This is a genomic window from Petrocella sp. FN5, assembly GCF_029210395.1.
In the GTDB taxonomy this organism is placed as follows: Bacteria; Bacillota; Clostridia; order Lachnospirales; family Vallitaleaceae; genus Petrocella.
On the sequence record NZ_JARGDP010000003.1, the window covers coordinates 1 to 20,396 of the forward strand.

At 34.1% G+C, this 20,396-nt stretch carries 22 protein-coding genes; 8 read left to right on the forward strand and 14 right to left on the reverse strand.

Annotated elements, in window-relative coordinates:
* From P0N36_RS01430 to P0N36_RS01445, 4 genes are all read left to right on the forward strand, one after another.
* Positions 1-974, forward strand: a 974-nt coding sequence (locus tag P0N36_RS01430) for a hypothetical protein (protein WP_275840953.1), incomplete at its 5' end; no start/stop codon positions are given.
* Positions 975-1,482: 508 nt separating this feature from the next.
* A complete protein-coding gene (istA, locus tag P0N36_RS01435) occupies positions 1,483-2,961 on the forward strand; it encodes an IS21 family transposase (protein ID WP_275840954.1) in 1,479 nt (492 codons plus the stop codon).
* The gene (gene istB / locus P0N36_RS01440; RefSeq protein ID WP_275840955.1) at positions 2,958-3,725 is read left to right on the forward strand and encodes an IS21-like element helper ATPase IstB; all 768 of its coding nucleotides are present in this window, start codon (positions 2,958-2,960) and stop codon (positions 3,723-3,725) included. Before istA ends, istB begins: the two co-directional genes overlap by 4 nt.
* A 2-nt stretch (positions 3,726-3,727) precedes the next feature.
* Positions 3,728-3,898: a hypothetical protein gene (locus P0N36_RS01445; protein ID WP_275840957.1), complete on the forward strand. Its 171-nt coding sequence runs from the start codon at positions 3,728-3,730 to the stop codon at positions 3,896-3,898.
* A gap of 212 nt (positions 3,899-4,110) precedes the next feature.
* Here the strand turns inward: P0N36_RS01445 and P0N36_RS01450 are convergent, their stop codons facing one another.
* The 6 genes from P0N36_RS01450 to P0N36_RS01475 all read right to left on the reverse strand — a co-directional run bounded on the left by P0N36_RS01450 (position 4,111) and on the right by P0N36_RS01475 (position 9,878).
* Positions 4,111-4,446 (reverse strand): plasmid mobilization protein, encoded by a 336-nt coding sequence (locus P0N36_RS01450; RefSeq protein ID WP_275840958.1) that lies wholly within the window; start codon positions 4,444-4,446, stop codon positions 4,111-4,113.
* Positions 4,446-5,513 carry a site-specific integrase gene (locus tag P0N36_RS01455; protein WP_275840959.1) on the reverse strand — a complete coding sequence of 356 codons (1,068 nt, stop codon included), beginning with the start codon at positions 5,511-5,513 and terminating at the stop codon, positions 4,446-4,448. The genes P0N36_RS01450 and P0N36_RS01455 overlap by 1 nt, the downstream gene beginning before the upstream one ends.
* Before the next feature lie 11 nt (positions 5,514-5,524).
* Positions 5,525-5,710 (reverse strand): ICEBs1 excisionase, encoded by a 186-nt coding sequence (locus P0N36_RS01460; protein ID WP_275840961.1) that lies wholly within the window; start codon positions 5,708-5,710, stop codon positions 5,525-5,527.
* A 139-nt stretch (positions 5,711-5,849) separates the two neighbouring features.
* Complete coding sequence (locus tag P0N36_RS01465) at positions 5,850-8,105, reverse strand: ATP-dependent DNA helicase (protein ID WP_275840962.1); 2,256 nt, start codon at positions 8,103-8,105, stop codon at positions 5,850-5,852.
* A gap of 497 nt (positions 8,106-8,602) precedes the next feature.
* The gene (locus P0N36_RS01470; protein WP_275840963.1) at positions 8,603-9,040 is read right to left on the reverse strand and encodes a sigma-70 family RNA polymerase sigma factor; all 438 of its coding nucleotides are present in this window, start codon (positions 9,038-9,040) and stop codon (positions 8,603-8,605) included.
* Between the two features lie 310 nt (positions 9,041-9,350).
* Complete coding sequence (locus tag P0N36_RS01475) at positions 9,351-9,878, reverse strand: hypothetical protein (protein ID WP_275840965.1); 528 nt, start codon at positions 9,876-9,878, stop codon at positions 9,351-9,353.
* A 161-nt stretch (positions 9,879-10,039) separates the two neighbouring features.
* Between P0N36_RS01475 and P0N36_RS01480 the strand changes: the two genes are divergently transcribed.
* A complete protein-coding gene (locus P0N36_RS01480) occupies positions 10,040-10,450 on the forward strand; it encodes a helix-turn-helix transcriptional regulator (RefSeq protein ID WP_275840966.1) in 411 nt (136 codons plus the stop codon).
* 33 nt (positions 10,451-10,483) lie between these two features.
* Positions 10,484-11,005: an ImmA/IrrE family metallo-endopeptidase gene (locus tag P0N36_RS01485; RefSeq protein ID WP_275840967.1), complete on the forward strand. Its 522-nt coding sequence runs from the start codon at positions 10,484-10,486 to the stop codon at positions 11,003-11,005.
* Here the strand turns inward: P0N36_RS01485 and P0N36_RS01490 are convergent.
* The 4 genes from P0N36_RS01490 to P0N36_RS01505 all read right to left on the reverse strand — a co-directional run bounded on the left by P0N36_RS01490 (position 11,002) and on the right by P0N36_RS01505 (position 15,439).
* The gene (locus P0N36_RS01490) at positions 11,002-11,856 is read right to left on the reverse strand and encodes a hypothetical protein (RefSeq protein ID WP_275840968.1); all 855 of its coding nucleotides are present in this window, start codon (positions 11,854-11,856) and stop codon (positions 11,002-11,004) included. The two genes, P0N36_RS01485 and P0N36_RS01490, sit on opposite strands and share 4 nt — an antisense overlap.
* Before the next feature lie 42 nt (positions 11,857-11,898).
* On the reverse strand, positions 11,899-13,455 hold the full coding sequence (locus P0N36_RS01495) for a recombinase family protein (protein ID WP_275840969.1): 1,557 nt from the start codon (positions 13,453-13,455) through the stop codon (positions 11,899-11,901).
* Between the two features lie 3 nt (positions 13,456-13,458).
* Entirely contained in the window at positions 13,459-14,934 is a 1,476-nt protein-coding gene (locus P0N36_RS01500; RefSeq protein ID WP_275840970.1) for a recombinase family protein, read from the reverse strand.
* A 151-nt stretch (positions 14,935-15,085) separates the two neighbouring features.
* Complete coding sequence (locus P0N36_RS01505; protein ID WP_275840971.1) at positions 15,086-15,439, reverse strand: hypothetical protein; 354 nt, start codon at positions 15,437-15,439, stop codon at positions 15,086-15,088.
* Between the two features lie 97 nt (positions 15,440-15,536).
* On the opposite strand from P0N36_RS01505, the gene P0N36_RS01510 reads away from it, so the two are divergent.
* Together P0N36_RS01510 and P0N36_RS15710 are read left to right on the forward strand one after the other, a co-directional pair.
* Positions 15,537-16,196: a hypothetical protein gene (locus P0N36_RS01510; protein WP_275840973.1), complete on the forward strand. Its 660-nt coding sequence runs from the start codon at positions 15,537-15,539 to the stop codon at positions 16,194-16,196.
* 117 nt (positions 16,197-16,313) lie between these two features.
* Positions 16,314-16,613, forward strand: coding sequence for an integrase core domain-containing protein (locus P0N36_RS15710; protein ID WP_275841104.1), 300 nt, complete (start codon positions 16,314-16,316; stop codon positions 16,611-16,613).
* 175 nt (positions 16,614-16,788) lie between these two features.
* Here P0N36_RS15710 and P0N36_RS01520 read toward each other — a convergent pair whose 3' ends face one another.
* The 4 genes from P0N36_RS01520 to qatB are packed head-to-tail and all read right to left on the reverse strand — an operon-like array spanning position 16,789 to position 20,396.
* The gene (locus P0N36_RS01520) at positions 16,789-17,502 is read right to left on the reverse strand and encodes a hypothetical protein (RefSeq protein WP_275840975.1); all 714 of its coding nucleotides are present in this window, start codon (positions 17,500-17,502) and stop codon (positions 16,789-16,791) included.
* 59 nt (positions 17,503-17,561) lie between these two features.
* The gene (qatD, locus tag P0N36_RS01525) at positions 17,562-18,284 is read right to left on the reverse strand and encodes a Qat anti-phage system TatD family nuclease QatD (RefSeq protein ID WP_275840976.1); all 723 of its coding nucleotides are present in this window, start codon (positions 18,282-18,284) and stop codon (positions 17,562-17,564) included.
* Positions 18,271-19,560 carry a Qat anti-phage system QueC-like protein QatC gene (gene qatC, locus P0N36_RS01530; protein ID WP_275840978.1) on the reverse strand — a complete coding sequence of 430 codons (1,290 nt, stop codon included), beginning with the start codon at positions 19,558-19,560 and terminating at the stop codon, positions 18,271-18,273. Before qatC ends, qatD begins: the two co-directional genes overlap by 14 nt.
* 26 nt (positions 19,561-19,586) lie before the next feature.
* Positions 19,587-20,396 carry a Qat anti-phage system associated protein QatB gene (qatB, locus tag P0N36_RS01535; RefSeq protein WP_275840980.1) on the reverse strand — a complete coding sequence of 270 codons (810 nt, stop codon included), beginning with the start codon at positions 20,394-20,396 and terminating at the stop codon, positions 19,587-19,589.

Consider the following 20,396-nt stretch of genomic DNA (forward strand, 5'->3'; position numbering starts at 1 on the left):
ACAAGAAATGCAAAAAAGCTTTTCTAATTGTCGAAAATGATCTTGTTAGTTTATATTTATATGTATATCGTCTAATGAATCTATTTTTATATATTGCGAAAATCGAAAAAGATTTAACCAAAATTAATGATTCAGATTTAAAAACTTTCAATCAAATCTATTATAGTCAAAATATAGTACGGTTGAAATCTACAATTACAATTAACAATGAACAAAGACCCGGCGAAATCGGCAAATATGATTTAGATAAAGAAATCCCAAGATATGTTAACTGCATAAATAATACCATAAGCAAGCTAAAAGAAAGCCCTATTGCAAGCAACTTAGATCTGGAAATTATAGAAATAGTATCTACTATTGAAAAAAATAAGTTTATAAGAATGGCTGAATCTTATCCCAAATACAAAGGATCAACAATCATCGGATTTTCATCCGGCTTTTTAGAGCTCATTGAATGTATAAAAAAATTGGATAACCACAAGTTTAACAAACACCGATATCGAATTAGAGAGATGACGACTGAAGAAATAATTGATTCAAAAGTACGAATGATCGCAATTCAGTTTAAAGAAGGAATTGATAAATTATTTATTGATAAGACAACTTCTGAAAGGCCTTTTTTACCTAATGAAATTTCACTTGATAAACTTCTCACAGTTATGCTTGGAAATTACTACTTATCAAAAAATATAAATATTACCCTTACTGAAGGAACCGTTGACAAAAAAACACATTCATGGATTACTATTGATGATAAAACAGTAGATATTACAGCTAATCTGATAAACATAGATTATGAGAGAATTTATATCACTGATAGTTCTCTAAACCATTTAAATTTTAGCATTAGCAATTCATTTAGTACAGACCATATAAAAGAACTTTTTGCTAAATTCATCAAGAGTAACGAATATAATTATTCCCTCTACAATCAACTTGTCTCTCATGTAGAAGGACGCTTAGAAAATCACTAAAAAATACCTTTTAATATCAATTTACTATCACCCAAACATCAAAAAAGCGCCAAACCCTTTATACACAAGGGTCTGACGCTTTAAGTTTACTATTCCCACTCAATTAGGGTAGTCTGTTTCACCCTGAATTTTCATGATTTCATAGTGTTTTTTGTGTTTTTATTTGCAATATTAGCCGAAATTTTGCTGACTATCAAAAAAATTCGAGCCATTTTGGAGTCATCTATTCATTCATGAGTCAAAATGGAGTCATTTTGGAGTCAAAATTCAACCCCTGAAAATGCTTAATAAATCGTTTTGGATAACTCGCCATTTGGGCTAGTTATAAATCCTTGAACTTATTATACACCTAAATTATATAGATTACAATTTGCATATAAACTAAAATGTAAACGCTATTATAATAGTTGACCACTTTTAACACTTTCGCTATCGAAAAAGTTTACCACCTTGAATAAATATCTTGTAAAATTTTAGGTGACTAAATTCTTACAAGGAGATGAAAGGTGTGATTGTTGAAGTGGATTTATATTATCAAATTCGGATTCGCTATAGCGATGGCGAATCCATACGGTCTATTGCAAGAAGCCTAGGTATATCGAGGCAGACCGTTAAAAAGTATTGTGAAGGTAACACATATCCAGATATACGCAAGGAGTATTCTCGACAGACAGAAGTCATTACTGATGATGTCCAAAGTTTTATTCTTGCGTGTCTCGAAGAAGATCGACAGATGAAACTGTCGAAACAAAAACACACTGCGAAGCGAATATATGACCGTTTGGTCAAGGAAAAAGACTTCAAAGGTGGAGAATCAACCATACGAAAAGCTGTAAAAGCACTTCGTATAGAATCCTCTATCCCCCCTCAAGCTGATGTCCCTCTAGAGTATGAACCAGGAGAAGCCATTCAGATTGATTGGGGCGATGCTACAGTTTATATCAATAACCAGAAGCGAAAAATCGCCTTCTTTTGTGGCAGATTATCTTACAGTTGTGATATCTTTGTTCAAGCATTCTACTCACAGAATCTGGAGTCGTTTCTGGAAGCACAGCAGCTCATGTTTGATCATTTCAAAGGCATTCCATCACGGATTATTTTTGACAATGCCAAAGTGGCTGTAAAAGAAGGGTTTGGACGCCATGCTAAAGCTACAGATGGTTATAAGTCCTTTGCTGCACATTATGCCTTCCAAACAGATTTCTGCAACATCGCAAGTGGCAATGAAAAAGGGCTTGTGGAAAATTTGGTCGGTTATGCCAGACGAAATTTCATGGTTCCAGTACCAAGAGTATCTTCTTTGGATGAGCTTAATCAAAGTCTTCTAAGGGATTGTTTAAGCTACAGAAACAACCACAAGATAGCAACACATAACCAGACAGTTAAGGAGGCGTATGAGGAAGAATGGTACTTCTTAAAACAGATACCAGCCTATCGGTTTGATACCAGTCGAAGTGCTACGCCTATTGTTGGTGACTACTCCACGGTTCGTTTTGAAAAGAACAACTATTCAGTGCCGATTAAGTATTTGCGGAAGACAATCAATGCAAAGGGTTATGCTAGTAAAGTCTGTTTCTTCTACAATAACGAGCTAATTGCAACCTATGATCGTATGTACGGATCAGGAAAAACTGAATACCGTCTGGAACATTACATCGAACTTCTTGAAAGAAAACCAAGGAGTGTTTTTCAGGCAAAACCTGTGAAATCTAGCGTCACAAAAGAGCTACTAGATTGGGGGCGATTACTTCCTGGAGGTAATGCTGAAATGGTTAAGCTCTTGCGCTTATGTGTAGATTACGGAGAAGAACGGGTGCTTTACATTAAGTCACAGCTACCACAATCACTTGTTCCTACGGTTGATATGATTCGAAGTCAACTTCATACAACACCTGAGTCGAATCTAGTCTATCTAAAAAGTGAAATACAGGTTACCACCACTGATTTGGCAATTTATGATGAGAAATGTGGGGTGGCTGTACGATGAACAAAATCCATTTACAAACCATTGAGTTATACGCCAAGCAGCTACGAACTCCTATGTTCAATCAGTACGCCGATGTGATCAGGCAACTGGACCAAAATCAAGGTTATGAAGATTTTCTGATGGCCCTTATGAAACTGGAGTTAGACTCCAGACAGGAAAGTGCGCGTAGAAGAAAAATCAAAACTGCTGGCTTCCCTTACCTCAAGTCCATGGATGAGTTGGATTTGAGACGTTTTGAACATATGAGCGAAGCTTTCATTCAGGAACTAGCCACCTGTAACTTCATCGACAAGCGGCAGAACGTCGTAATGGTTGGAAATCCGGGAACGGGGAAAACACATTTTTCCATCGCCCTTGGTATCAAAGCCTGCATGCAGGGTATGAATGTAAAGTTTTATACAGCGGCCAATCTATCCAATGAACTCATAGAGGCTCAAGATAATCACAAGCTCATGCGTTTAGAGAAGCAGATTGCCAAGTCTGATCTCTTAATCATTGATGAACTAAGCTACCTTACCTTCAATCGCCACCAGTCAGAGTTACTTTTCAAGGTGGTGGCTGACCGTGCAGAACGCCGCAGTGTTATCGTCTCTACAAATCTGAGGTTTTCAGAATGGACTACAATGTTTGAAAACCAGACAATGGTCACTGCCTTAATTGATCGGCTTACCTTTCGATCACATGTCTTGAATATGAATTCAGACAATCCTTATCGTGCTGAACACGCAGCCGTTGTATCAGCTGATGGAAAGGAGACTGAATAAATATGACAGATATGGAAATGGATCTGCAAATAGCAGAAGTTGCACTTCAGGAGGCAGATGAAGCATTTGCAAAACTGCGTCAAGATTATCATGAATTAAGAGAACATGCGGATATACTTGAAGCCCTCCTAAGAAATCATGGTATAGAATATCCTGATTTCTGTGGGTGGTAATCTACCATGGGAAGCACTTCGTGCTTCCCACCTTATGAACCATAGTGGTAAACAGTTTCAATAGCAGGTGGTAAACTAATTGACTAGCGTTGTGGTAAACTAATTCATGAGCAAGTGGTAAACTTTTTCATTGACATTCACACTAAAAAGAGTATCTGATTAAAAGTACATTCATACTCTTAATCAGATACTCTTTTCAATCTACATTAATTTTAAACCAATTCATTTTCCTCTGGAACAACCAGTGGATACATTTCCTGAAGCAAAATATGTGTTTCATTCAGTAGAGTCTTCAATTCCTCATCTGAATTTGAATCTCTTATCTTCTTTAATTCGCGAGCCAGATTTTTTATTGCATAGGCAAGTTTATCGCTTTTAAATTTTCCTACACTGATTTGAACTTTACCAGTTAATACAACTTCTCTTAAATAATCTCCTTTAACTTCACCAGTTACTTTTATCCTTTTATCAATGATTTCAAATTCTTCATCGGTACATCTAAAAGCAAGAGTTCTTGGCCTTTTTCTATTCCTGTTTGGACAAGCCATTAATCAGCCTCCTCATTATATTCTGCATCTAATTTATCAGCAATCTCATTTTGCTTATTTGGGTAAAGGTGAACGTAAGTATTCAGTGTTGTTTCAACTTTTTCATGACCCAGTCTTTCTGCAATTGCTACTGGCGTGAAACCAAGCTCTATCAAATGGCTTGCATGACTGTGTCTCAGGTCATGGAGCCTGATTTTTTTAACGCCACTTTCTTTTACACCTCGTCTCATTTCACTTGAGAGATATCCCTTTGTAACATTGAATATTCTTGAATTTACATCAAAATTATAAATCCTAGTAAAGTAATCTTCATAATCTGCTACAAGAAATGATGGTATGCTAATAGTTCTTTTACTCTTTTGTGTTTTAGGCTCTGTAATGACATCTCTACTTTTTAAACGCTGGTAGGATTTTGTAATGGAGATCGTCTTCTTATTAACATCAACATCTGCTGGTGTTAGTGCCAACAGTTCCCCTATTCTCATACCGGTCCAATAAAGAGTTGAAAAAGCTAAATAGGAAGTATGCTTATCCATCACATGTTCAATAAATGCATCAAACTCTTCTTTTGTCCAAAACTCCATGTCATCTGCCTGCCCTTTACCCATGCTTCCTGCTTTTCTACATGGATTACTTTTAAGTTCATAAAATCTTACTGCATGATTTAAAATCGCACTCAATTGATTGTTAATACTTTTAAGATACGTGTCTGAATAATTCTTTTTCATTAATTCATTTTGCCATTTGCGAACTGTTGACGCTTTAATATCACTCAGTTTCATATCTTTAAAATATGGTAATACCTTTAGATCGATTACATATTTTTTGCTGATCATGGTATGCTCTTTTAATCTGGCTTCCATATCTTCATAATACACTTCTAAAAAATCACCAAAAGTCATTGTATTATCAGCTTGCTTCTGAGCGAGGAAACTTCTTCCCCACTCTTCAGCTTCACGTTTAGTTGCAAATCCACGTTTGGTAGATCTCTTTCTATTACCTAGCCAATCGACATAAGTATAATCAACCTTCCATTTACCTGTATTCTCATCTCTAATTGTCCTCACAATATTCCTCCTTATGCGCCTAATCCATAATATTTTTCTTCAAAATATTTGATTGGTAACTTGCCTGCAATTACAATAAAACCTTGTTCTTTCAATTCTTTGTTTAATTTTCTAATAATTCTGTAGCTCGTTCCAATGCTAATACCTAACATTATTGCAACATCCTCAGCAGTGTAATAAATCTTTTTAGTTTCCATAAAATTTCATCTCCTTTGTAATTAACTCCAAAAGGAATAGCGCTATTTATGCTTTTATTCTATTCCTTTGCCAAATTTTGCTCAATATTTCGTTTATTTTATTTTTGTATACAGTGTACAATTACTTCCTTATTACTTCTCATTCAAAATAGTTCTTTTCTTTTTTATCATTAAGAAAATTTCGAATATCTTCAATGCTCTCTGCCCTTCTACATTCAGGTAATGCATGTAAAACTTCTTGATGATACCGGCCATTGTCACTGGCTCTGACATCTAGTATAGAAATAACACCAGTGTCTGTTTCACTTCGTATCAATCTACCAACACCTTGTCGTAATTTTATTAACATTTTAGGAATCAACACCGATTTAAGATATTCATTCATATCTGGGTACAATGACTTTTCATAATCACTGATTGGATCAGGTATTGGAAAGGGTAGCTTCACAATAATTAAATGGGACAATACATCCCCTGGTATGTTCACACCTTCCCACATGCTTCCAGTTGCAAATAAAACAGCATTTTGACTTTCCTTAAATTCATCGATGGCTGTATTTTTGCCACGATTCATTGCTATTAGCTGTCGATTCGGATGTTCTTCCTTGATATGCTGAAATATCAGTCGCAATGGCTTATAAGATGTGAACAAGACCAACGCATGTCCATTGGATGCATTAATTAGCCTTGATATTTCTTCCCCCATTAACTGAAGGTATGCTTCATCATCAACATTAGGAAAAGGCATCTTCTTTGGAATATAGAGCATACAATTTTCTTTAAAGTGAAATGGTGATGATTTGGTGAGTTCGTTAATCTTCCAATCGCTGATATGATTCATGCCAAGTTGATGCTTGATATAACTGAAATCTCCATCCACAGCTAAGGTACCTGATGTTAAAATCATGGACCGCTTAACCGTCCAGAAATCGTCACCTAATTCTTTGCTGATGACTTTAGGAATGGATGCCAGCATCCGTTGACTCTTAGCCTTAGGATTTTCCATCCAATAGATATTTGTTTCTAATAAAAATACTCTCAAACCATCTAGAACAGTTTTAAGGTCAATTAGAAATTGTCTTTCTGTATAACTCATCTTCTTACTGATTTCATGAATGATGAATACCATTTTCTTCAAAAGTGTCATGGTTCTTAAAGTGATTGTTGTTGGAAATTTTTCTGTATCATCAGAAAATGCTGTTCTTGGAATTTGTTCTGTTAGAGCATCAAAGAACATTTGATTAAGTGCCATCACCTCACTCGTTAAATTCTTTAATTCTTTTTGACTCTTCTTCTTTGAGTGGGTAGGCGATATCTTCTTCATCAAGTGATTCACCTCATGTTCATTAATGGTTGTTCCGTACATCTGATTTGCAGCATCCATTAACTTATGTGCTTCATCAATAATGACTGTTTGATAATCTGGCAATAATGATCTTCGACCATCTTTTCTCTTTAATATGTCTGCCAAATAATAGTTGTGGTTGCATATTTGAAAATGATAAGTGCTTTTTCTCGCCTCTTTCATAAACTGCTGAAAAGCACATGTCTTAAACTTGCTGCATTTCATACACTGACTACTTTTAACATTGATTTTTCGTTTATCATAAGCACTAATATCTTCAGCATCAGCAAGATCAATGTTTCTACTTTGAATTAATTTTTCTAGTCCTTTATATTCACTAGAACGTTTACGCTTGGGATCTAGTGATTGAAAATAATCCTTTAAGCGATTTTCGCAAACATAGTTTTCTTTACCCTTTCTAAGTACACAGGTGATTGGTGATGAGATAATACCATTTTCTATCAGCATTTTAGAAATCTCCGGTATGTACTCTTTTATGATTGAGCCTTGTAATTCAATACTTGATGTGGTAATCACAATTGGCATTTGCTTATAAAACCGACCCTTTCTTGCAAAAATACTGTGCACGATTGCTGCAATTAGATAAGCGTGGGTTTTACCAAGACCGACTGCAATGTCACTTAAGGATATCTTCCGTTCTTTCATGTTTTCATATATATGCTTTGATAACTCTACCTGCTCTTCTCTTACAACAAAACCATACTTGGGAAAGATATCCCTGAAGATAAGATCAATCATCTCAGAGCCATCTGAGGCTTGTTTCAAATCATAAAAAGATAAGGCTTTGATTTTATCAATAACACCATCATAATCTCGCTTTGCTAGTTCTTGTCGTTTGTAAAATAAATACTTTTGGTCCCCTGTAACATAATTAACCACACGATAGGTGTAATTCTTGCCGGTAAAGCTCTGGACTACGATGCAGTCTTTAATAATGAATACACCTGTCGAATTTTCTGTGATCCATTTTTCACCGATTATTTTCTTTAAAATATCTTTTGTTTCTAAATTTGCTTGAATATTATCCATCAGTTCTCCTTTAGTTAAGTTTGTTTCACTTAACAGCACAAACCTAGAACCAAGTCAAAACAACTTCGTTACACGTTTGTACTGTTAAGTGATTCTTTTAAAATATAGTTAATAAATACTTTAGGCGGTCAATAGTCATTGACCTCATAGAAGCAACCTATGCCATTGGCTTCCAGGCAAAGGCTGTATTCTCCTGACCATTTGTCAGGCTGCCATCCATAGGATACTTAGGACTTGACAGAAGTATCGTTCAAATTTCCCCTTGTGGATCATGGCGAATTATCTAGACCACTAGATAATTTAAAGCCGGATGTTAACGCTCTGGAATTTCCGTCATGGCGCATCCGCTTATGTCGCTTTCCTCTCGGTCACAAGGTAACGTACCTAAAATATTGAATATGAGTAAAATTAGCTTTACTATTTGTCAAAGATCTTGAGAGATAAAAAACCCCCTTACTTATAAGCCGAAAAAAGAGGGGGGGTGGGCGAAACTTTTTTCATATTTTTATAAATTTTCTTATTTTACTCAGTGCTTTTTCTTTTCGATAATTAATGGTTTTCCTTGGAATACCAGTATTCCTAGTTAATTCCCGTTCACTTTTCCCACAAAAAAACAGCTCTTGAATTAACCATTTTTCTTCTTCACTGAGCAAAGACATGGCTTCAAGAACTGTTTTTATTAATACACTATTTATAACTTCTTCTTCAATATCTGTATCTTTATCAGATAATATTTCTTCAGCAGAGTAATCTTCATTATCGATATCACAAAAATTGATAACCCCCTTATTCAAATCTCGCTCTTCTAAGTACCGCTCCCTTCGGTCCATCTGGTAATAAACTTCATAGACTTCCTTTGTCGTCTCATAGTATTTGCCATCTACCGGAATAAAATATCTTTTTAAAGCTTTTTCCCGTTCTTCTTTTTCATTCATTTTCCATACCTCCTATTTGTAATTAATGAAATGTTCTTTACAAAATAAAAAGTTATGGACCACGAATTAAGATACTTTTGTGATCTGTCATTTTTTTCCTCCTAAAAAAGGGCGCAAAAAAAGGCCAGAAGTCACTTTGACCTCTAGCCTAAAATTTGCCTATATTAAATTTTTGATTTGAAAAATGGCACAAAAAAACCTCCACAAAAGCAGAGGTCATATATGCCTAATTCATCCAGCATACCCATTATACCCTATTGACAATGTCACGTCAGTACCAAAAGAGTCTCAATTTAGTGTCAATTCTGTCTCAATCTAGTCTCATGTTACTGATAAATTCCGGTAGTACATATCCCCATAAAATAACGCCAAATAGGGAGATCGCTTTTTTTCTTTGCCGAAAATATGTAGAGCGGGACAGCTCTAGCATGTCCAACAAATCTTGTTCCTCATATTTTTTATCTGAAAAATATGTAGCATTAAGAATTTTATGATAAGCCTCACCTTTTTTAGGATAAGTCTTAAGTCTAAGCAATGCACTATTGATGATATCTATGATCACCTTACTTGCTTCAGCATCTTCTAATTGTTCATGTAATAGCTTTGCCTTTAAATCCGAACCAAACTCTGTCATAACATCCAATACTGCAACAGACGAATTACCATATATTTCTTTACATTCACATACAATATTGGTGTAGCTATTTTTAATGCCCCACAAAACATCTGAATATATGTTAAGTAGTAGATGGGCATCGTGATACACTTTCTCATCAATTTCATCATAGACCTTAAAAGAGTTCATTAATCTTTCAAGGCCATTTTTCGTCTTTCCCATACATACCTCACCTCTTATTATTGATTTTATTGACATTTCAACCATTTCTGTGTTATTATTTAACCACGAACACATGTTCTGTCTGTTCATTATACATGAACTAAATGTTCATGTCAATACTTGTTAAATGAAGACTTAAATTATTAGAAGAGGTGTGTACAATGACATTAGGAAGTAAAATAAAACTACTCCGAAACGAACGTAACATGACCCAGCCTGATCTTGCCACAGCATTAGGCGTTACAGTTCGTACTATAGCTTATTATGAAAATGATGAAAGGCAACCCAAAAAAGAACTCATCCTAAAGCTATGTAAAATTTTTGATGTTTCAACTGATTATTTATTATCAGAAAGCGAATCTTTTTTACTCGATGCCACTGCAAAATATGGCTACAGGGGTAAAAAAAAGGCTGAATCATTTATTAATGAAACAGCCATGCTCTTTGCAGGAGGTGAATTAAGTGATGAAGATCAAGATAAAGTTTTTAAGGCAATCACTGAAATTTACTGGCGATCAAAAGAAAAAAACAAAAAATTTACTCCAAAAAAATATCGAGATACGGAAGAGTAATTTCTTGAAATCTCTCTAAGGGGGAGGAATGATTTGAACGATTACATTATTAACCGCTCAATTAGACTCATAAAGAAATATAAGACACGAAATCCTTTTGAAATAGCTGCCAACATGAATATCGATGTTTTGTTTATGGATCTTGGCAAGCTTAAAGGATTCTATAAAAGAGATGGCCACAATCGATTCATAATTATTAATGATCAGATTTGTGAACCCCTTCAAAGGATTGTTTGTGCCCATGAGTTGGGGCATGATCAACTCCACAGACATATAGCCGAAAACCATACTCTACAGGAATTTGCCATATATGATATGAAAAGCAAACCAGAGTATGAAGCCAATCTATTTGCTGCCGAGTTATTATTTTCAACGAAGGATATATTAGAATATTTTGACCAAGGATACAACTTTTATGAAACTGCCTGTTTTCTCAAGACCGATGTTCATTTATTAGCTGTAAAGCTTATGATCATGAATTCGAAAGGGTATCAGTTAAATATTCCGGTTGATTTAAAAAGTGATTTCTTAGGAGCAGATGATGGTAAGGACTAATCAATGTGATGGTCCTTATTTTTATGATTTTTATACCATTCCAAAAACTCACCGTGCAACTTTTCTTCGGCTTCCTTTCTCAACTGAATTGCTACATTAATATCTTTTGATGACCCTAGATAATATTTTTTCTGCTTAAATTGGATTTTTGCTTTCCAGGTCTTTGTCGATTTATCATAAGTTACTCCAACAACGCCACTGGTATTATTTGTTCTTGGGTCTTGAGCCAATTGATAGATATCTGTACCATCTACATACTGATTTTGTCTTGTATCTAAAGCCTTCTTAATTGCTTTTTTTCTAGATTCATCCAAAAGACACCCACAGCTATTCGTTTTTCCACTGGTTAAATTCCCTGCTGAAACTTCAACTTTGCTACCGCAATCACATTCACATAGCCATACTTGGGAATTGTTTTGCTTCTTACCGGTTTTCTCTACTGCAACAAGTTTACCATATCGTTGCCCTGATAAATCATGAATACGAACCTCAGAGCGTAAACAACCACAGCTCTGTATTCCTCCACTTGAAAGAGCATTAGCTTTTACTTCCGTTGTATTTCCACAGTCACATTGACAAAGCCATACCGCAGTATGATTCTTGATTTTTCCGGTAAAATCTTTAGCTACTAATTTGCCAAATCGCTGACCCGTAATATCTTTTAATTTGCTCTTAGAAGACAAGCAACCACAGCTTTTAACTTTTCCATATTTAAAACTCTTTATAGCTATGATCTTCTCATTGCCACAATCACATTTGCATTTAATTTTCTGTCCTTGATTAGTTTCTATTATTTCAATGGCTGTTAGCATTCCTGTTCTTGTACCAATTAAATCGTTTATTTGAGTCATTTCCAAAACCCCTTACCAAATAAAATCTTAGTTCATTCTAATCTATTTGCTCTTCTCAGCAGTAAACTCCCTAACAATACCACACTTAAACTGGATCTCTAAGCGGTGATTCGTAAACAATATCCCCTTTTGAACCGTTTTAGAGAAGATATCTTGGATATCACTTTCTTCAGGATCAAATTGTTCCAATTTTTCTAGTAGGACATCCAGTTGTTTTGCACTGAGTTCTGCTTCATATTTCTTAAACTTTAAATCTTCATATTGCTTATTCATCAGCTCTCGCTGAGCGGTTAATTTTTCAAGACTCTCTTCATAGGCAATATCTTTCCCTAATACCGTAAGATCCGAAATTTCTTTTAGTCTTATATCAACAGCATGAAGCTTTGAGGAAAGCTCTTCTAATAACTGATTTTCTTCACTTGTAAACATGGGCTGAATATGATTGTCATCTATTTCTGAAGCCAAATTATTCTTGTTTGCTTTAAGTTCAGTAAAAACTTCTCTTACCGAATTATTAAGTTCATCTTCCCAAACATATTGCGCTTTGCATTTCATCTCCTTTTCTCTTCCTGCTGCTACTCGGCAATGCCAAGCTTTAAAATGTACTTTTTCACCTTTACTTCTCGATGTCAAGGTTCTTCTAATGACCGGTCTTCCACATTCTCCGCAGGTGAAAATATTAGAATAAGCAGATGTATTGCTATGGGTAGAAATTACGCCTTCTTCATCTTCTTTTCTCATTTCACTTCGTAACTTAAGTTCTCTCTGAACCCTTAAAAACATATCCTCAGAAATAATTGCCGGATGATTGTTTTTTATTAAATACTGTGGTTCATTTTCTTTGTTCCAAACTCTTTTATGGGTATGTGGTTCTAATGTAACGGACTTTTGAGTTCTAACAGCACCATAATACTTTTCTTGTTTAATAATCTTATAAACAGCGTTGCTTGTCCAATTGGTGTTACCTCTTCCAGTTTTTATTTTTTCCTTTGTAAGTTCTTTTGCAATGGCTGGTGTCCCTTTACCTGATAAAAAGTCATTAAAGATTCTTCTAACAATTTTTGCTTCATCTTCATTAATAACAATATCACCGTTTTTATCAGTATCATAACCAAGAAAATAGGTGGTTGGCGTATGCGCTTTACCCTTTTGAAAGCTCTTTTTAATCTGTTTTTTCGTCTGTGTGGAATATTTAATGGATTCAGCATGGGAAAGCTTATTAAGTAACTTAATATATGCATCACCATCTTTTGATGGCAATTTTATTCCTTCATGAAAGAAAAGCAATTCAACGCCAGATTCCATCAATTTATTTATGTTTTCAAGTGCTTCATCACGATTTTTTCCAAAAAGGGTTATTGAAAAAGAAGCAATGACATGAATTTCTTTCTTAAGGGCTTTTTTAATCATTCGATGATAAGCTTTTAAAATTGTAGCATCAAGATCCTTTTCAATTTTATCTTTATAGGTTTTTACCGTGGTCCAATTAGATGACTCTGTTAAATTTGATATATAGTTATCTAGTTCAGTTCCGTAAACAAAGTCACGCTCATCTTTATTAACAAACTCTTTAATGTATATTGCTAATCTTTTTCCCATACGCTACTCACCTGCTTCTATCTGAACACCACTATGTTCATTGTTAATCCACTCAATATCATATAATTCATCAGAATGAATCGTTACTTGTACTATAAAGGCTCTTAATAACCAGAAATCATTCAACGCTTCTCGTAAGTCTGGTACTGAACCACCTTTATCGATTAATTCATTTAGTATGCCAATAGCTTTCATTCTAACTGTGTAATCTTTTTCAATACCCATTAAAGTTTTAGTTCTATCCCTTAAAAGCGCTTCTATTTCAACCTTTTCACTCTTTAACTCTTCAAGTTTATTAAGATCGCCATGAAGCACAATATGATTTTCTTCTTCAATAATTTGATTTATTCTTTCGGCTAAAGGATTAACGTAATCGTCTTTAAAAGTTTCAGCTTCTCTTAGAAAATCAATCAATATTCTAAAATCCTTTACACCATCGTTGAACTTATCAAAGAATGCTTTCAGCATTGCTTTCTTTACATATTCTTCGTTGATGCCAGTCATAGGACATAATGATTTACTCTTTGTATGGGTGCCACAACGCCAAAAAACTTTATCTCTACTCTGAGATCTTTGAAAATTAGCACCACAAAGGTTACATTTAAGTTTTCTTGATAATGGATATTTTGGGATATCCCCTCTATCTTCGCCTTTTACACCTTGCCATAACAATTTGTTTGCTTTTTCAAAATCCTCATGAGAAATAATACCTTCGTGATGATCTTTAACCAGATACTGCTTTTTCTTTATTGTTAAACCGGGTGCTACATCTTCATCTGATACTGTCTTTCTACACAGCACATCACCGGTATATCTTTCATTTTTAATAATATTTTTAATAGCTGTCGGTGTCCAGTCCATCCTGCCATTTGCTTTTTTATATTTCTTAGATATAAATCGTCTAGCAATCTGTAGTAAAGAAAGGCCTTCCAAATGAAGTTTAAATGCTTCTCTTACAATTTCAGCTTCTTCGGGTATAATGACCCACTGATCGTCTATTTTTTTGTATCCTAGCAATCTCACGAAGATGACATTGCCTTTTTCAAACATCCTATCGAAAGTCCATTTTCTACTTACCGACGCCAACTTTTTTTCAATAGCTAAAGTACTTCTTAACTTTTCAAGAAGCATTTTGCCCTCTGAGGTACTGCTATCAATACCTTCTTCAAAAAAAATAATGCGAATACCCATGGAAAGAATCTCATGTATAGTATCCATGGCATTATTTAATGATTCATTGATTTTTGAAAGAGAACCGACTAGAATAATTTCAATAGATTTCTTTTTAGCTTCTCTAACCAACCTTTCAAGATGATAAGAAGGGAAGTTACGATCACTATCTTTAAATGCACCTTTGTATTCCCAAGTCGGTTCATTGTTAATGTATTCAATTATAGTCTTTTCTGCCTTATTTAATTGCTCTTCACTATCTTCTGAATAATAATCCTGGAGATATACAGCTACCTTAACAGACTTCATTTCCTTTAATTTCCTTTCATCTATTTATTAAACTCATAAGCTGTTAATAATTCAATCTTGTAACGATTTAAACTGAATTACATTTATGATTATACTATTTTAACCCTTGGCACTCAAGAGACTTGTTCATGATATTCTCATAAAACTATCTTTAAAGCCAATTAATAATTCCAATTCCACATAAAATAATACTGCTCACAATGCCAAATGCCATAACAAAATTCATCCACAAAGGCGTCTTCTTTATTTTATTTGGATTTACTTTTATTTCTTGATCCATAAAATTTAATATCTCATCGTCGCTAGCTTCTTCAGCTTCCATTCTATAAATTGATTCTCTGTATTCTTTTAATTGAGGGCTCAGCTCCCGAAAACTCATGTATAGACTCAAACATAAAGTAATAAACCCTAGCACTATTGACAGTATAAAGAGTGCTATCTGATCATCTATAAAATGTAAAATTGCTGCTATTATATATATGAGTATGCTTACTTTTGCTAGCACTTTGCACCTTCTTTGCTTATTTATATGTTACAATTTAAATATATATGTATATAAGGGACTGGTATCTACAAAGAGAGAATATAAATTGAAATCGTTCATGAAATATATTAAACATTGGTTAACCTATATTATTCAAATCATAAAAGTAGTTTTTATGAGTAATGCTGCTAAAAACATTGAAATTATAGCACTCAGAAGTCAAATTGCACTTTTGACTGAGCAACTAGAAAATAAAAAGATAAAAAAGTCTAAGTCTCATCGAGCCTTTAGGGAACTATGGGTACTAATATCAAAATTTCACTCAAATTGGAAACAATTATCAGCAATATTCAAACCTGATACGGTTATACGTTGGCATAAAACAGCTTTTAAAATTTATTGGAGAAAAAAATCTAAGAAAGTAGGCCGACCTCCTATAGAAAAAGACATTATAAAATTAATAAAAAAAATTCATAAGGAAAACCCTCTGATGTCGCCTAAAAAAATTCATGAAATGTTGCTTTCTATGGGAGTAGTTAATCCTCCAGCACCAAATACAATGACCAAATACATTCCGGAACTTAAAAAACCACCTTCAGAAAAACAAGTTCAATCATGGAAAACATTTCTTAAAAATCATAGCAAAGAAATATGGGCTATGGATTATTTTGTTGTTCCAACTTTATGCTTTAAAATGCTTTATGTACTTATAATAATTAATCATGGTTCACGAAAAATTGAGCATTTTGCTATTACGACTAACCCTAACCTTGAATGAGTTAAACAACAAATCAGAAATGCTACTCCTTATGACCATAAACCAAAATACCTTATTCACGATAACGATCCAGTTTTTGTATGCGATGAATTTAAAACATTTTTATCGAATAAAGGTATAAAATCTAAAAGAACATCTTTCTATTCACCATGGCAAAATGGAATCGCTGAAAGAGTAAATGGAATTATACGACAAGAATTAACCAATCATATAATCCCTATTAATGAAGACCATTTATATCGAGTTTTAAAAGAATATGTCAACAGTTACTATAATACTCACCGTACTCATCAAGGCATTGATTGTAAAACGCCTATACCATTACCAAAGTACAAACCCACTAGGATAACCGAATCAAAATTAAAATCAAAACCCATACTTAATGGTTTATACCACACTTATGATAAAGTTGCTTAGATAAACAAATCCATATGAGTTATCAAGTCTATTGATAGATAGGCTTATTTGTCTTGTAACTATTTCTGTATATGGAAACACTTTATGATATTGAGTCTTATTTTCATCAATAATCGGACTTGATATTTTTTTATTGTAAAATTATTCTATAAATCAGATGAAAATTAGCTCGGATTTAATTTTTGAACTCGACAGGTAGATCATTCCAAAATTGAATTATTGCATCACAGTAAATCTTATATTCACAATCCTCGATATTCAGTACTCGCTCTCCAAGTGTTGTCTTGTATAAATCAAGTAAATCAGTTGAAATGATCCCTGAGTCAAAGAAGTCTGACCTCAGTTGCTTTAGCCTTGTTGCAGACCATCCGTTGCCGTGTTTAATCACATTGGCTAGTAGCCTTAACTCTTCAATCTTAGACCAAGAACTGAGCTTCTCTAAATCTTGTCCAAATTCCTTAAATTCATCTTTTATATCATCGATTCCACGGGAGAAGAAACTATCAAAAGAAATCTCATTTCCCTTCTTATCTATAAACGTATGTGTCCTTGTCACTTCTTCAAAGACAAATTTTCTAACTTGCTGTTCCCAGAATTGATATAAGGTTGAGATCCACATCAATCGCATATTGTACTGCATGAGTGACATACTTTCATAGTGTTCAAGTCCTGCTTCCCATGCCATCTCTGCATAATCTGAAGGATCATCGCTTTCAGGATTAAAGTACCTTCCAAGAGAATTATATTTCTCGTCAGCAATAGCCTGTGACTCTTCCTCTAACGAGGAGAAAATCGGTATAACTTTTTCAACATATGTCTTGGCAAATGTCTCAAATGGTTCTGTCAGTGTTTTTCGTATTCGATTATCTAAATAAAGCTGTGCTTTCATAGCTTCACCACCAATTAAAATGACTCGTCTTTCCCTAAGTATTCCTTATCTCAGTTATTCTATTTAAGTAGAGTCCTGAAATTTTCACTAAACAGGAACTCAACCTCATCTACAGTTTTACCCAGTATTTTAGATGCATTCATATAAAAATCATCAAAATAGTCTATAGTAAAGTTGTTTCTAGTTTGTTTTGTAAATGGAGAATCGCTCTCAATTAATAATTTATTTAAGGGGATATCTGAAATAAGTGCCGCTCCTTTTTTTGTAACTAACATATCACTATTGATTGAAAAATAATATCCTTTATCTATAGCTCGTTCTAGCTCTTTCTTACTTCCAGTAAACCAATGAAGAATTATCTTATTCTTGCTTTCTCCAACAATATCAATAACACTATCTGTGGCCTTTCTACTATGGATACTAATAATTTTATCTTCAAAAGTGTTGCAAGATTCTATAATTCTTTCAAAAATTTGTTTCTGATCTACAATTATACCTTTTGAATAGTCTAGGCCTATTTCGCCTATGTATTTGCTTTCAGGTAAATAGTCCAAAAACAATTTAAGTTGATTGCCGTATTGAATGACTAGTTCTGGATGTAAACCTAGCGAGAATCTAGTAAATTTTAAATTCGGGTATTTGTCTTTATACTTTTTATAAAGTTTTGGAACATTTGTCATCACTATGGTATAAATCTCATTTTTCTCGATATATTTGAGTTTTGTTTCAAAGTCATCATATAGATCAAGATGCGTATGTGTGTCATATTTAAGTATTCTCATGATAATCTTTCAGCACTTCCTTTAGTTCAGCAATACCTCGCTTAAAAATTGATTCATATTGTTCAAGATTTGAATTTAAAGGTCCAGACATTTGAATATCGAGGTATGCTCTCTCAGAATCAAACTTCTCAAGGCCAAGCAAATATGAGTTCAAGTTTTTTCTAGCTGTTTTCCCTGATGAAAAATCCTCATCATAATAAGATGTCCTATCATCGATTCCAGCAGAATTAATTGCTGCTCTTCTTATAATACATGGCAAACACGTTCCACAATGTTGGGTCTCACTTTCTCCTCGCATTCTCCCTACATCGGGATGGGAACATGACATTGTGTTTATAATATTTCCAGATAAAAAATCTTTATTTTTGCACTCCGTAACCATTTCACCTTTTGTTTTAAATTGATATGGATTATATAAGGTGATCTCTAAACCTAAATTATTTAATAAATCTTGAAACAATTCCATATAATGTGGATGAGTTGTTCTTGTACTGCTGGTTCCAGTTCGAGAATAAGTTAGTGGTATGTTCAATGAAATATATCCGTTTTCCGGTATAATTAATTCTAGTCTTTTCTTAAAACAGGCAGCTAACGCAATTGCATGACTGAAAAACATAAAAGACCGAGATCTCATTGTTTCTTCTTTTCCACCATTGGGAGCAGCATAGAAAGAATAAAAATTGTCCTTAGATAAGGAATACTCTTTAATCAACTCTTCTCTTAAAGCTTCTTGATATTCTAATGTACCTTTTCCTCCGCCATAATGACTGACGAAAATAATATCCTTGCTTTCATCTTCCAATAAATCAATAGCACCTATAAACGAATCAAGACCTCCTGAAAACATACACAGTTTATTGATGTCAAGTTTATCAATTCTCGTTTGCCTCATCTGGTCTCTTATCTTTATTTCCTCTAGTGTCAATTCTCTATCTCTGAATGTAAATTCCCAACTATCCCCTGTAAGGAAATTAATCGTACGTTTCAACAACTCCACATTTTCTTCTAATAAATCTGAATTAAGCACTGGTAGGTGCAAATGAATACTTCTCTTCCAGGCATTAAATGAATCTTTTCTTTTGATTATTCTATCTGCCCCATATACAGCTAATGATATTACCAATAGATCTATAGCCTCATTTGAAGGGAATTCTGGCAGCAATTCTAATTTGCTCTTCCAAAAAGTATACCTATAATCCTCGAAACTACATGTAATACTGTTACCTTCGACACTATACTCTTCAGAGTTTGAAAATTTATAAACAATATTAATCAATCTAGCGCACCCCCTTATACTTAGTTTTATACGTAGTCTTCGAAAGCTTTAAAACATGTCTGGAACAATTTATTCATTTCTTTGTTAATACTACTTGAGCGATAATCTTTACTTTCTGGCTTCATTTCTCGCATTCTCAGCTCTACTTTTACTTTTATATAATTTTTAAGCTCCTGTTCTTTCTTGACTGCCTCTTTTGGATTACTTTCATACTTTTCAAAACGGCTTTGTAAATCACTCATTACTCGTCTAAAGATGTATTCACTCATAAAGACTTCAATAACTTTACTGAATGTGGGTTCGTCTATCTTCCTTAATGATTCTATATCCTCATTGTTTTCGAGAACTATATTATATAGCTCAGAAATAGCTTCACCCGAAGCCCCCCTTGCTGCAATGTCTTCCTTTGTGTCTGCATTACCGGAGATAACATTCACAAGTTCTGATAAAACTTCTTTTGCGCTCCTTCCAACAAAATCAATTTGTAACGATTGTAGCGTATTTTCAACACCATTCTCTCTAAAACCTTGAATAACCCTACCTAAATTGATTGCTGCACTTTTTCCTGAAGTTGAAGATCTGGAAAGCTGCCTTGAACCACCAGATGCTCCAACATATCTACTCATGACTTTACCTCTGTTAGATGAGGTGCCTTTTACATACCTTGTCATCGCATCTTTTGCATCTTTCCATCTATAAGGAGTTCCTTGTGGCTTTTCCTCATCATTATCTTCAGGCGAGTCGGCGTCCTCTGGGGAATAGTTATCATCGTTATCGTCATAATCACTAGGTAGCAATGATTTTACTGGTCCATCAAAAATACTTGAAGTACCCAT

What these genes read in the sequence shown, in the direction of transcription:
- istB (WP_275840955.1), top strand. Translation starts at nt 2,958, where the DNA reads ATGAACAAAATCCATTTACAAACCATTGAGTTATACGCCAAGCAGCTA.
- P0N36_RS01445 (WP_275840957.1), top strand. Translation starts at nt 3,728, where the DNA reads ATGACAGATATGGAAATGGATCTGCAAATAGCAGAAGTTGCACTTCAG.
- P0N36_RS01450 (WP_275840958.1), bottom strand. Translation starts at nt 4,446, where the DNA reads ATGGCTTGTCCAAACAGGAATAGAAAAAGGCCAAGAACTCTTGCTTTT.
- P0N36_RS01460 (WP_275840961.1), bottom strand. Translation starts at nt 5,710, where the DNA reads ATGGAAACTAAAAAGATTTATTACACTGCTGAGGATGTTGCAATAATG.
- P0N36_RS01465 (WP_275840962.1), bottom strand. Translation starts at nt 8,105, where the DNA reads ATGGATAATATTCAAGCAAATTTAGAAACAAAAGATATTTTAAAGAAA.
- P0N36_RS01470 (WP_275840963.1), bottom strand. Translation starts at nt 9,040, where the DNA reads ATGAATGAAAAAGAAGAACGGGAAAAAGCTTTAAAAAGATATTTTATT.
- P0N36_RS01475 (WP_275840965.1), bottom strand. Translation starts at nt 9,878, where the DNA reads ATGGGAAAGACGAAAAATGGCCTTGAAAGATTAATGAACTCTTTTAAG.
- P0N36_RS01480 (WP_275840966.1), top strand. Translation starts at nt 10,040, where the DNA reads ATGACATTAGGAAGTAAAATAAAACTACTCCGAAACGAACGTAACATG.
- P0N36_RS01490 (WP_275840968.1), bottom strand. Translation starts at nt 11,856, where the DNA reads ATGACTCAAATAAACGATTTAATTGGTACAAGAACAGGAATGCTAACA.
- P0N36_RS01495 (WP_275840969.1), bottom strand. Translation starts at nt 13,455, where the DNA reads ATGGGAAAAAGATTAGCAATATACATTAAAGAGTTTGTTAATAAAGAT.
- P0N36_RS01500 (WP_275840970.1), bottom strand. Translation starts at nt 14,934, where the DNA reads ATGAAGTCTGTTAAGGTAGCTGTATATCTCCAGGATTATTATTCAGAA.
- P0N36_RS01510 (WP_275840973.1), top strand. Translation starts at nt 15,537, where the DNA reads ATGAAATATATTAAACATTGGTTAACCTATATTATTCAAATCATAAAA.
- P0N36_RS01520 (WP_275840975.1), bottom strand. Translation starts at nt 17,502, where the DNA reads ATGAAAGCACAGCTTTATTTAGATAATCGAATACGAAAAACACTGACA.
- qatD (WP_275840976.1), bottom strand. Translation starts at nt 18,284, where the DNA reads ATGAGAATACTTAAATATGACACACATACGCATCTTGATCTATATGAT.
- qatB (WP_275840980.1), bottom strand. Translation starts at nt 20,396, where the DNA reads ATGGGTACTTCAAGTATTTTTGATGGACCAGTAAAATCATTGCTACCT.